This window comes from Metabacillus schmidteae (genome assembly GCF_903166545.1).
Lineage (GTDB): Bacteria > Bacillota > Bacilli > Bacillales > Bacillaceae > Metabacillus > Metabacillus schmidteae.
In genome coordinates, this window is record NZ_CAESCH010000001.1 from 2,315,034 (window position 1) to 2,326,859 (window position 11,826).

13 protein-coding genes and 1 other annotated feature are annotated in these 11,826 nt (G+C 35.8%); all 13 genes read left to right on the forward strand.

Annotated features, from left to right (window positions below; all coding sequences use genetic code 11):
• Nucleotides 1-76: 76 nt before the first annotated feature.
• The 13 genes from HWV59_RS11070 (at nt 77) to HWV59_RS11130 (ending at nt 11,702) form a co-directional block, all read left to right on the forward strand.
• Nucleotides 77-331 carry a YlmC/YmxH family sporulation protein gene (locus HWV59_RS11070; RefSeq protein ID WP_102229618.1) on the forward strand — a complete coding sequence of 85 codons (255 nt, stop codon included), beginning with the start codon at nt 77-79 and terminating at the stop codon, nt 329-331.
• A gap of 93 nt (nt 332-424) precedes the next feature.
• Nucleotides 425-1,261 carry a peptidoglycan editing factor PgeF gene (gene pgeF / locus HWV59_RS11075; RefSeq protein WP_102229619.1) on the forward strand — a complete coding sequence of 279 codons (837 nt, stop codon included), beginning with the start codon at nt 425-427 and terminating at the stop codon, nt 1,259-1,261.
• Between the two features lie 3 nt (nt 1,262-1,264).
• Nucleotides 1,265-1,951, forward strand: coding sequence for a YggS family pyridoxal phosphate-dependent enzyme (locus tag HWV59_RS11080; protein ID WP_102229620.1), 687 nt, complete (start codon nt 1,265-1,267; stop codon nt 1,949-1,951).
• A gap of 1 nt (nt 1,952) precedes the next feature.
• Nucleotides 1,953-2,402 carry a cell division protein SepF gene (locus HWV59_RS11085; RefSeq protein WP_102229621.1) on the forward strand — a complete coding sequence of 150 codons (450 nt, stop codon included), beginning with the start codon at nt 1,953-1,955 and terminating at the stop codon, nt 2,400-2,402.
• Nucleotides 2,403-2,408: 6 nt separating this feature from the next.
• Nucleotides 2,409-2,672, forward strand: a complete 264-nt coding sequence (locus HWV59_RS11090) for a YggT family protein (protein WP_175638840.1) — start codon at nt 2,409-2,411, stop codon at nt 2,670-2,672.
• Between the two features lie 88 nt (nt 2,673-2,760).
• On the forward strand, nt 2,761-3,537 hold the full coding sequence (locus HWV59_RS11095) for a YlmH family RNA-binding protein (RefSeq protein ID WP_102229623.1): 777 nt from the start codon (nt 2,761-2,763) through the stop codon (nt 3,535-3,537).
• A 126-nt stretch (nt 3,538-3,663) separates the two neighbouring features.
• Nucleotides 3,664-4,170, forward strand: coding sequence for a DivIVA domain-containing protein (locus HWV59_RS11100; protein WP_102229624.1), 507 nt, complete (start codon nt 3,664-3,666; stop codon nt 4,168-4,170).
• A 71-nt stretch (nt 4,171-4,241) separates the two neighbouring features.
• Nucleotides 4,242-4,469: a binding site (T-box leader), on the forward strand.
• A gap of 101 nt (nt 4,470-4,570) precedes the next feature.
• Entirely contained in the window at nt 4,571-7,333 is a 2,763-nt protein-coding gene (gene ileS / locus HWV59_RS11105) for an isoleucine--tRNA ligase (protein ID WP_175638841.1), read from the forward strand.
• Between the two features lie 250 nt (nt 7,334-7,583).
• Complete coding sequence (locus HWV59_RS11110; protein WP_407941573.1) at nt 7,584-7,946, forward strand: TraR/DksA family transcriptional regulator; 363 nt, start codon at nt 7,584-7,586, stop codon at nt 7,944-7,946.
• Nucleotides 7,947-8,108: 162 nt separating this feature from the next.
• Complete coding sequence (lspA, locus tag HWV59_RS11115; protein WP_102229626.1) at nt 8,109-8,573, forward strand: signal peptidase II; 465 nt, start codon at nt 8,109-8,111, stop codon at nt 8,571-8,573.
• Nucleotides 8,573-9,487: an RluA family pseudouridine synthase gene (locus tag HWV59_RS11120; protein ID WP_175638842.1), complete on the forward strand. Its 915-nt coding sequence runs from the start codon at nt 8,573-8,575 to the stop codon at nt 9,485-9,487. The genes lspA and HWV59_RS11120 overlap by 1 nt, the downstream gene beginning before the upstream one ends.
• A 199-nt stretch (nt 9,488-9,686) precedes the next feature.
• The gene (pyrR, locus tag HWV59_RS11125; protein ID WP_175638843.1) at nt 9,687-10,232 is read left to right on the forward strand and encodes a bifunctional pyr operon transcriptional regulator/uracil phosphoribosyltransferase PyrR; all 546 of its coding nucleotides are present in this window, start codon (nt 9,687-9,689) and stop codon (nt 10,230-10,232) included.
• A gap of 189 nt (nt 10,233-10,421) precedes the next feature.
• Nucleotides 10,422-11,702 carry a solute carrier family 23 protein gene (locus HWV59_RS11130; protein WP_175638844.1) on the forward strand — a complete coding sequence of 427 codons (1,281 nt, stop codon included), beginning with the start codon at nt 10,422-10,424 and terminating at the stop codon, nt 11,700-11,702.
• The last annotated feature ends 124 nt before the right edge of the window (nt 11,703-11,826 follow it).

Consider the following 11,826-nt stretch of genomic DNA (forward strand, 5'->3'; position numbering starts at 1 on the left):
TACCCTATCTATCATAGATATGTATGAGGGGAGTTAGTAAACGTAACGACCGACGAAGGACATTGGAGGGAAGGTTATGTATATTTCTGAGTTCCAATCAAAAGATGTAGTCAATGTTTCGGATGGAAAAAAGATGGGGAATATTGGAGATTTCGATATTAATGTTACAACTGGTAAGATTCAGGCTATTATTATTAATGGGAATGGAAAAATGCTTGGTTTTTTTGGGAAAGAAGAAGAATTTATTATTCCTTGGAGAAATATTGTCAAAATTGGAGAAGATGTCATTTTAGTTAGAATGAATCGACAAATTGAGCTACAAGACGAATAAATTCTCACTCAAAAGCTAAACGTTACGGGGAAAATGTGGTAAAATAAAGTGAAATAGTATACATTAAATGTCGAAATAAAGGGTTGAACATATATGAAAGCTAATGTTTTTGAAAAAAGTGACAAAACCCATTTAACTTTATCGGACTGGAATGATCTATTAACCGGTCTGAAAGTTGGCTTTTCCACGAAATCTGGTGGTGTAAGTACTGGGTACTTTACATCTTTAAACCTAGGCCTTCATGTACAAGATCAGCCTGAAGATGTTAGGGAGAACCGTGAAACTCTTGCGAAGGCACTCTCGTTTCCATTAAAAAATTGGGTTTTTGCTGAGCAGGTTCATTCAGACAAGATTATGAAAGTGAACAAATCCAGCAGTGGCAAGGGAACACATGTATACGAAGATGGAGTAGCAGCATGTGATGGATTGTATACATCTGAAAAAGGTATCATGTTATCACTATGTTTTGCAGATTGTGTCCCGTTGTTCTTTATTGCTCCTAAACATTCACTTATAGGGGTGGCTCATGCAGGGTGGAAAGGAACAGTTAAGGATATTGCTGGTAAGATGGTGAAACTGTGGCAGCAGGAGGAAGAGGTAGATGCAAAAGATATTTTCGTTGCGATCGGACCTTCTATAGGTGGATGCTGCTATATCGTTGATGATAAAGTAATTTCATCAATTGATAAACAAGTGTTAGTACATGGCTCAATGCCTTACAATCCATTATCGAATGGGAAATATCAGCTAGATCTAAAGCTCCTAAATGAGCATTATTTACGAAATGCAGGTATTTTTAAAGAAAACATACTAGTTTCAGACCTATGTACAAGCTGTGAGAAAGGATTATTTTTCTCACACCGAAGGGATAATGGTCTAACAGGCAGAATGCTTAGCTTTATTGGAATAAATGAGGAGGTTACCCTCTAAAAGATGAACATACAGGAAAATTATTATGCTATTCAAAATACAATACAAACTACATGTAAACGGGTTGGTAGAAATCCAAAGGAAATTAACATCATAGCCGTTACAAAATATGTAAGTGTTCAACGTGCAAAGAAAGCGTTGGAAGCTGGTGTCCGTCATCTTGGTGAAAACCGGGATGATGGACTAAATGAAAAGGTAAAAGAACTGGGAAATATACCAACATGGCATTTTATCGGTTCGCTCCAAACGAGAAAAGTGAAAAATATCGTTGATAAAGTTGATTTCATTCATTCACTTGATAGATTGTCATTAGCAAAAGAAATTGATAAAAGAGCTAGTAATCCAATGAAATGTTTTGTCCAAGTAAATGCTTCTGGAGAAGAATCTAAACATGGCTGCTCACCAGAAGAGGTTGTTGATTTCATCCAACAGTTAACTACTTACAAAAATATTCAAGTTGTTGGATTAATGACAATGGCCCCAAACACTGAAAATAAGGTAGTTATAAGAAATTGCTTTAAAAAGTTAAAACAACTTCAACATGATGTACAAGCATTACAGTTACAATCTGCACCTTGCCACGAGTTATCAATGGGAATGTCAAATGATTATGAGATCGCAATTGAGGAAGGTGCAACATATATAAGAATTGGTACTTCACTTGTTGGAAATGAAACTGGAGGTGTATAATATGTCAATTAAAAATAGATTTAAAAGCTTTTTTGCCTTAGATGAAGAAGAATATGAATACGAAGAGCCTGAAACAAAAGAATCGGAATATGAGGTTCCACAGCCCCAAACATTTCCGCAAAAAACAACTCAATCATCTAAACAAAATGTTGTAAGTTTGCAAAGTGTTCAAAAATCATCTAAAGTGGTTTTATCTGAACCAAGAGTATACGCCGAAGCACAAGAGATTGCAGATCAATTAAAAAATCGACGAGCTGTCGTTGTTAATCTTCAAAGCATTCAAAGAGACCAAGCAAAACGAATAGTTGATTTCTTAAGTGGCACCGTTTATGCTATTGGTGGGGATATTCAGCGTATTGGCACAAATATCTTTTTATGCACCCCTGATAATGTGGATGTATCGGGAGCGATATCAGAATTAGTATCAGAAGATGATCATCAAAGGTGGTAGGCAAACATGGGTACATTGTTTAGTATCATTAATACTCTTATAACGTTTTACTCGTATGCGCTTATCGTATACATATTACTTTCATGGTTTCCTGGAGCTAGAGAGTCAGGTTTTGGTCAATTTTTGGCTAAAATCTGTGAACCGTATTTAGAGCCTTTCCGAAAAATTATTCCTCCATTAGGAATGATCGATATTTCACCAATCGTCGCAATCTTAGCTTTACGATTTGCTTCATATGGTGTTGCTTCAATATTTAGTATGATTGGCTAGGGACTATATAAATAGTCCCTCTTTTTTTACTGTGAGAAATTGGCGATAAGCGAAATTTTCTACTATTTTTTATATACGGAGTTGAACTATGAATCAAATTTACCAGCATTTTCGCCACGAAGAACGGCAATTTATCGATCAAGTTATCGAATGGAAGGAAAACGTACTGAATCAATATAGTCCAAAGCTTACAGATTTTCTAGACCCTCGTGAACAGGAAATTGTTTCTTCGGTTATTGGGGAACATTTAGATGTTAGGGTAACTTTTTCTGGAGGTGTTGACGATACAGAAAGGAAACGCGCTTTACTCTATCCTGATTACTATGAGGTCAAAGAAGAAGATTTTCAATTAGCGTTGTTTGAAGTGCAGTATGCCTCGAAATTTATTACTTTGCAGCATAGGCAAGTGTTAGGGTCTTTAATGAGCCTGGGATTAAAGAGAAATAAATTTGGAGACATTCGATTTTATAATGATATGGTACATTTTATATGTGCAAGCGAGATTTCTGATTATCTTTTTGCGAATTTTAATGAGATTGGCCGAGCTAAAATTTCTTTGAAGAATTTAGATGTACATTCATTTATTCCGAACAAAGAAGATGTGCAAGAAATGGTCACAACAGTCTCCTCATTGCGACTGGATGTGGTAGGAGCAGCAATATATAATTTATCACGTCAAAAAATTCAACCTCTTATCACAAATGGTCATGTAAAGGTAAACTGGAAGGTTGTGGATTCTGCCTCGTTTGAATGTCGTGAAGGAGATACTTTGTCAATTCGAGGATACGGAAGAAGTAAATTGACTTCAATCGAAGGGAGAACGAAAAAAGATCGAGTTAGAGTTGTTATTAGTAAGCAAAAATGACACCTGTGTGAGATTAAAAACAAAATAATTTAAAAGAATTAGCAGGATTTTCAACAAACCTGTCGAATTATGATTTATAATGTTGTCAAGGATTAACTATTTCACTACATATTGGAGGTGGCATCCATGCCTTTAACACCTTTAGACATCCATAATAAGGAATTTAATAAAGGGTTTCGTGGATATGATGAGGATGAAGTAAATGAATTTTTAGATCAAGTCATTAAAGATTACGAGATGATTATCCGCGAAAAGAAAGAATTAGAATCACGTGTAACAGAATTAAATGAAAAACTAGGTCACTTTACCAATATTGAAGAGACATTGAATAAATCAATTGTGATCGCACAAGAAGCAGCTGAAGAAGTAAAGCGTAATGCACAAAAAGAATCAAAGCTTATTATTAAAGAAGCTGAGAAAAATGCCGACCGTATCATTAATGAATCATTATCAAAATCCAGAAAAATTGCGATGGAGATTGAAGAACTTAAAAAACAATCAAAAGTATTTAGAACTCGATTCCAAATGCTAATTGAAGCTCAACTGGATCTTCTAAAAAACGATGATTGGGATCATTTATTAGAGTATGAAGTGGAGCCTATTTTTGGTGAAGCAGAAGAAACAAAAAGCTAAACTTGACTTTTTGTTTTTTTATCGCATATAATACGGAAACGTAGATATTTTTTAAAAACTCATAACACAAATGTTAAACGGTGAAAGGGACAGTAGTCTTTAACAACCTTATTTAAGCGAATCGAGGACGGTGGAAGCTCGACATAAGGATAAAGATGAACATCACCCTGGAGTTCCATGCTGAACATGTTTAATAAGTAAGCAATGGCGATACATTCACGTTACGAATGCTGGAGCGGATTAAATAACAGATTTAATCTAATAGGGTGGTACCGCGAGATAACCTTCTCGTCCCTTGTAGGGATGAGAAGGTTTTTTGTGTTTACAAGGGCTTAAATAACCTTATGAGATAGAAACAGAAAAATAGCTAAATAAGTTTAATGAATGTGGAGGAATAAAGATGGATTACAAAGATACCCTTCTGATGCCAAAGACAGATTTTCCAATGAGAGGGAACCTACCTAAAAGAGAACCATTAATTCAAGAAAAATGGGAAGAAATGAAGATTTATGAAAAGGTACAGGAACGTACAAAAGACCGTCCTCTTTTCGTTTTACATGATGGTCCTCCATATGCTAATGGTGACATTCATATGGGTCATGCTTTAAATAAAATCTTAAAGGACTTTATTGTCCGTTACAAATCTATGATTGGATATTGTGCTCCTTATGTACCTGGTTGGGATACACATGGTTTGCCAATTGAAACAGCCTTGACAAAAAATAAAAAAGTGAAAAGAAAAGAAATGTCGGTAGCAGAGTTCCGTAAGCTTTGTGAAGAATATGCATGGGAGCAAATCAATGGTCAACGTGAGCAATTTAAGCGACTTGGCGTTCGTGGTGATTGGGAAAATCCTTATGTTACATTGAAGCCGGAATATGAAGCACAGCAAATAAAAGTATTTGGTGAAATGGCGAAAAAAGGATATATCTACAAAGGGTTAAAACCTGTTTATTGGTCTCCATCAAGTGAATCAGCTCTTGCAGAAGCAGAGATTGAATATGCTGACAAACGCTCTCCATCAATTTATGTAGCATTTCCTGTGAAAGATGGAAAAGGTGTTCTTTCAAATGATGTAAAAATTGTCATTTGGACTACAACTCCATGGACAATGCCAGCTAACTTAGGTATTTCAGTACATCCTGAATTAGAATACAGTGTAATTGCAGCAGATGGTGATCAGTATTTAGTTGCATCAGAGCTGGTAGAATCAGTAGCTTCAACTATCGGTTGGGAAAATTATGAAGTTGCACAAACATTAAAAGGCTCTCAGCTCGATCGTGTTGTAGCAAAGCATCCAATTTATGACCGTGAATCATTAGTTATGCTTGGAGAGCATGTAACAAGTGATGGTGGAACTGGTTGTGTTCATACAGCACCAGGTCACGGGGAAGATGACTTTGTTGTTGGGATGCAATATGGCTTGGATGTATTATGTCCTGTTGATGAAAAAGGATATATGACAAACGAAGCCCCTGGTTTTGAAGGATTATTTTACGATGAAGCGAACAAACCGATCACAGAAAAACTACAAGAAGTTGGAGCATTATTAAAGCTTCAGTTTATAACACACTCTTATCCACATGATTGGAGAACAAAAAAGCCAACTATTTTCCGTGCGACAGCACAATGGTTTGCTTCTATTAAAGATTTCCGCGATGACCTTTTAAAAGCTGTAAATGAAACGAAATGGGTACCTGCATGGGGAGAAACACGTCTTTATAACATGGTCCGTGATCGTGGAGATTGGTGTATTTCTCGTCAACGTGCATGGGGTGTACCGATTCCGGTATTTTATGCTGAAAATGGTGAACCAATTATCACAGATGTAACAATTGAGCATGTATCAAACTTGTTCCGTGATCATGGTTCAAATATTTGGTTTGAACGTGAAGCGAAAGATCTTTTACCAGAAGGATTTACCCATGAAGGAAGTCCAAACGGTAAGTTCACAAAAGAAAATGATATTATGGATGTTTGGTTTGATTCAGGCTCTTCTCATCAAGCTGTTTTATTAGAAAGAGAAGATCTCCAAAGACCGGCAGATTTATATCTTGAAGGCTCAGATCAATATCGTGGTTGGTTTAACTCATCTTTATCGACTGCAGTAGCTGTTACCGGTAAAGCACCATACAAAGGTGTTCTAAGCCATGGATTTGCTTTAGATGGTGAAGGTCGTAAAATGAGTAAATCTTTAGGGAACACAGTCGTACCCGCTAAGGTTATGAATCAACTTGGAGGAGATATTCTTCGTTTATGGGTAGCTTCAGTTGATTACCAAGCTGATGTACGTGTATCTGATGCTATTCTTAAACAAGTTGCAGAAGTGTATAGAAAAATTCGTAATACGTTCCGTTTCTTATTAGGAAACTTAAGTGACTTTAATCCGGCAACAGATTCAGTAAGCCTGGAAAATTTACGTGATGTAGACCGTTATATGCTTGTGAAACTTAACAAGTTAACGAAACGTGTTAAAGAAGCATACGATCAATATGAATTTGCAGCCATTTATCATGCCGTACACAATTTCTGTACCATTGAATTAAGCTCATTTTATTTGGATTTTGCAAAAGATGTACTATATATTGAATCAAAAGAAAATCATGAGCGTCGTGCTATTCAAACGGTGCTATATGAAACATTGCTTTCTTTAGTTAAATTAGTAACACCAATTCTTCCTCATACAGCTGATGAAGTCTGGGAGCAAATTGATTCTGTTGAAGAGGAAAGTGTTCAACTTGTTGATATGCCAGATGTAAAAGAGTATGCACAGGCAGATGAACTTGAAAAGAAATGGGATGCTTTCATGACATTACGTGATGATGTGTTAAAAGCATTAGAAGTAGCGCGTAATGAAAAAGTCATTGGAAAATCCTTAACAGCAAGTATTTCTTTATATCCAAATGCAGAGGCAAAAGCATTATTAGACTCTGTTGAGGAAGACTTAAAACAACTATTTATTGTTTCCGGTTTTGAAATTGCAGGAGATTATGCTGCTGCTTCTGAAGATGTTCAAACATTTGATTCAGTAAAGATTGTCATTTCACAAGCTGAAGGTGAAACATGTGAACGTTGTTGGATTGTTACTCCAGAAATTGGTCAAGTTGAAGAACATCCAACATTATGTCAACGATGTGCAGCGATTGTAAAAGAACATTATTAATTTTTAAAAGCCATGTCCAATATTGGATATGGCTTTTTATATTGTGATGAAAGAAGTACACGCCCATTTTTTTACAAAAGCGTTTCGAACAATTGGAACAGGGGTAAAAAATACATATCTAAACGAGAATTGACCGAAATATTCAAGTTAGCAGCCTTTACATGCACAGGAAAATTCTTATCAGGGTGAGGCAAGAAACTTTCGGGCAAAACTATATTAACATCATGAGAAGGATAAGGAGTTGTCCATCTTGAATAAATTTTCTGGTATTCGTTATGAATTACAAGTGATAAAAGAAGAACTGCGAGCACGTTTATTTGATCACAGTTTGTTTGAAATGACTTGTGACGATCATCAAAGTAAAAATCATACATTGATGCATCATATAAAAGAGGAACTTCAAGATGTAGAACGTGCCTTAATGAAAATTGATAAAGGACTTTACGGGTATTGTGAAGAAACCGGTGAAGAAATTCCTTTTGAAAAATTAAGGATACTCCCAACAGCTAGAACAAAATATGATTTCTTTTTCCAAGAATTATTTGAACGAAAATCCCTTCCACAATACGACTATACTCATGAAGGAACATATATTACAGGCAGTGATTATTAAACTGGAGCTCAAATTACTTAATTAATGTGAGTAATTTGAGTTTTTTTATTTAAATAATGGAATATTGGATCATTTAGCAACTTCTTTACGCTTTCTTTTTTATTATGGTACAATTCATAAGGATAAACTTGTACAAATAGAACATAGAAAGTTGGGGAGAATGTGTATTATTACATAATTGCCGGTTTAATTATCATAATTGACCAACTAACAAAATGGTTGATTGTGAAAAATATGGAAATTGGTGATCATATTCCTGTTATTGAAAATTTCCTTTATATCACATCCCATCGTAATAGGGGAGCAGCCTGGGGGATACTTCAAGGACAAATGTGGTTTTTCTACATTATCACAGCAATCGTCATAGTAGGATTGATTTATTATATCCAAAAACATACGAAGCAAAATGTGGTCATGGGTGTTGCATTAGGATTTATGCTGGGTGGAGCAATTGGTAATTTCATTGACCGTTTATTCCGTAAAGAAGTTGTTGATTTTATAAATACATATATCTTTTCATATGACTTCCCAATTTTTAATATAGCTGATTCCGCTTTATGTATTGGAGTTGGATTATTATTTATCCATATGTTGTTTTTTGAAGGGAAAAAGAAGGAGCAAGCTTAATGAATACGTTTGAATTACAAGTAAATGAAGAACATAAAAATGAGCGAATTGATAAATTTTTATCTACAGTTAATAATGAATGGTCACGTACTCAAGTACAGCTTTGGATTAAGGATGGATTAGTAAAAGTAAATGACCGATCAATAAAAACAAATTATAAATGCCAAGTAGATGATCATATCACTGTTGAAATACCAGAGCCTGAAGCGTTAGATGTTGCTGCAGAAGAAATGGATTTGGATATCTATTATGAAGATCAGGATGTGTTAGTGGTTAATAAACCAAAAGGAATGGTCGTACATCCTGCCCCGGGTCATATGAGTGGCACTCTTGTGAATGGTTTAATGGCCCATTGCAAAGATCTTTCAGGAATTAATGGTGTGTTAAGACCAGGCATTGTTCATAGAATTGATAAAGATACATCCGGATTACTTATGGTAGCAAAAAATGATATGGCACATGAATCCTTAGTGCAACAACTTGTAGATAAAACGGTTACCCGTCGATACAAAGCACTTGTCCACGGAAATATCCAGCATGATCACGGAACAATTAATGCACCTATTGGTCGTGATAAAGTTGATCGTCAAAGTATGACGGTTACCAATATTAGCAGTAAAGAAGCTGTCACTCACTTTCATGTATTAGAACGATTTGAACAATATACATTTGTTGAGTGTCAACTTGAAACAGGAAGAACACATCAAATTCGTGTTCATATGAAATACATTGGGTATCCACTTGTTGGTGATCCGAAATATGGACCTAAGAAGACGCTGCCGATCAATGGACAGGCACTTCATGCGGGAATCCTTGGTTTTGAGCATCCGAGAACAAAGGAATACCTTGAATTTGAAGCACCATTACCAGAAGAGTTTGTAAAAGTTTTAGAGCAAATTAAAAATAATCGTTGACACAATTCTACATGTTTGTCATAATGTAAATAACTTAAGAAGAACCTTTAACACAGTCCCGTGAGGCTGAGAAGGAAAACGGATAAGACATCAAAGTCTATTTAATGACTTGGTCTAATTATGTCTTCGTTGACCCTCTCACTATTAACGGTGAGAGGGTCTTTCGTTTTCAGAGGTTATAAACGAAAGGAGAATGAAGATGTCTCAAAAAGCAGTTTTATTAGATGAACAAGCAATCCGCAGAGCACTTACAAGAATTGCTCACGAAATTATCGAGAGAAATAAGGGGATTGAAGATAGCGTCTTAGTCGGTATTAAAACAAGAGGCATTTACCTTGCGAATAGACTAGCTGAACGAATCGAGCAAATTGAAGGAAAAAAAATAGCCATTGGTGAATTAGATATCACTCTTTATCGGGATGATCTATCGAAAAAGACAGATGATCTAGAACCGCTAGTAAAGGGATCTGATATTCCGGTTGATGTAACAAACCAAAAGGTTATCTTAGTTGACGATGTTTTATATACAGGCAGAACTGTAAGAGCAGCTATGGATGCGCTTGTGGATATTGGTAGACCCGCAAATATTCAACTAGCTGTTTTAGTGGATAGAGGTCATCGTGAGTTACCAATACGTGCAGACTATGTGGGGAAAAACATTCCAACATCAAGCTCTGAAAAAATTGTTGTTGAGTTAAAAGAAGCAGACCAGCAAGATCAAGTCACAATACATGAAAATGAATAATCGTACCCTTTAAAGACTTGTCCAGAGAGGCAGCAAAGGGGACATAAAGATGTAGTCAATCAAGACTGCTTATCTTTTTGTACCTCTTTGCACTTAAAAACTGGCAAAGAGGTTTTTTGTTTAATAAAAAGCTTTTCTTTCAAACATACACACTATCAAAGAATGAATTAACATCGGAGGTTCAAAAATATGAAAGAAGATCAAATCGTTTTAGACGTAAAAGATACACCAAAGCCATTAACTTGGCTGGCACTAAGTTTTCAACATTTATTCGCAATGTTTGGTGCAACAATCCTTGTACCATTTCTTGTTGAATTAGACCCGGCAGTAGCTCTAATTTCAAGTGGTCTAGGTACAATAGCATTTTTATTAATTACTAAAGGCCAAGTACCAGCGTATCTCGGGTCATCATTTGCGTTTATAACACCAATTATTGTTGCAAAAGCATCTGCTGGTATAGGTGCAGCTATGGTTGGGAGCTTCTTAGCAGGTTTAGTTTATGGAATAATCGCCTTACTTATTAAAGGAACTGGCCATAAATGGATTATGAAAATCCTTCCACCCGTTGTTGTTGGCCCGGTTATTATCGTTATCGGATTAGGTTTAGCTGGTACAGCAGTTGGAATGGCAACAAATGATCCAGCTGGAGAATACAGCTTAAAATATTTTTCAGCAGCATTAGTCACATTATTAATTACTATCTTATGTTCAATTTTTCTTAAAGGATTTTTTAATCTAATACCAGTGTTAATCGGAATTGTTGGAGGTTACATCTATTCACTGGCAATTGGCATCATTGATTTCACAAATGTTATTGAAGCAAAATGGTTACAAGTACCGAACTTTGTTCTTCCATTTGTTGATTATACACCATCGATATCCCTTGACATTGTTCTGTTGATGGTACCCGTTGTTGTTGTAACAATATCAGAACATATCGGTCACCAATTAGTTTTAGGTAAGGTTGTAGGTAGAGATTATATTGAGAAACCAGGCTTACATCGTTCATTATTGGGAGATGGTGTAGCAACAATGATTGCTTCTCTCATCGGCGGTCCCCCAAACACAACATACGGAGAGAATATCGGAGTATTAGCCATTACAAGAGTTTATAGCATCTTTGTTATAGCAGGTGCTGCAGTACTAGCGATCCTCTTCGGGTTTATAGGAAAGATTTCAGCGTTAATCAGTTCAATCCCTTCTCCAGTTATGGGAGGTGTATCAATTTTATTATTCGGGATTATCGCTTCTTCAGGATTACGAATGATGATTGACAGCAAATTAGACCTTGGAAATAAAAGAAATCTCATTATTGCTTCTGTAATCTTAGTCATAGGAATTGGTGAAGCAACATTGAAAATAGGAAATTTAGACTTGCATGGCATGGCATTAGCTGCGCTTATTGGAATCGGATTGAACTTAGTTCTGCCAGCTGATAAAGATGAAACAATCAATAAAGAAACAGCATAAGAGAATGGCTTAGATCTTTTAAAGAGAAGTCCAGAGAGGCTTAAAAGGGTGTAAGGCAAACAAGGTATCACTATACCTTCATTTGCTCTACCTAAAACACCCTGATAACCAATATCAGGGTGTT

What these genes read in the sequence shown, in the direction of transcription:
- HWV59_RS11070 (WP_102229618.1), top strand. Translation starts at nt 77, where the DNA reads ATGTATATTTCTGAGTTCCAATCAAAAGATGTAGTCAATGTTTCGGAT.
- pgeF (WP_102229619.1), top strand. Translation starts at nt 425, where the DNA reads ATGAAAGCTAATGTTTTTGAAAAAAGTGACAAAACCCATTTAACTTTA.
- HWV59_RS11080 (WP_102229620.1), top strand. Translation starts at nt 1,265, where the DNA reads ATGAACATACAGGAAAATTATTATGCTATTCAAAATACAATACAAACT.
- HWV59_RS11085 (WP_102229621.1), top strand. Translation starts at nt 1,953, where the DNA reads ATGTCAATTAAAAATAGATTTAAAAGCTTTTTTGCCTTAGATGAAGAA.
- HWV59_RS11090 (WP_175638840.1), top strand. Translation starts at nt 2,409, where the DNA reads ATGGGTACATTGTTTAGTATCATTAATACTCTTATAACGTTTTACTCG.
- HWV59_RS11095 (WP_102229623.1), top strand. Translation starts at nt 2,761, where the DNA reads ATGAATCAAATTTACCAGCATTTTCGCCACGAAGAACGGCAATTTATC.
- HWV59_RS11100 (WP_102229624.1), top strand. Translation starts at nt 3,664, where the DNA reads ATGCCTTTAACACCTTTAGACATCCATAATAAGGAATTTAATAAAGGG.
- ileS (WP_175638841.1), top strand. Translation starts at nt 4,571, where the DNA reads ATGGATTACAAAGATACCCTTCTGATGCCAAAGACAGATTTTCCAATG.
- HWV59_RS11120 (WP_175638842.1), top strand. Translation starts at nt 8,573, where the DNA reads ATGAATACGTTTGAATTACAAGTAAATGAAGAACATAAAAATGAGCGA.
- pyrR (WP_175638843.1), top strand. Translation starts at nt 9,687, where the DNA reads ATGTCTCAAAAAGCAGTTTTATTAGATGAACAAGCAATCCGCAGAGCA.
- HWV59_RS11130 (WP_175638844.1), top strand. Translation starts at nt 10,422, where the DNA reads ATGAAAGAAGATCAAATCGTTTTAGACGTAAAAGATACACCAAAGCCA.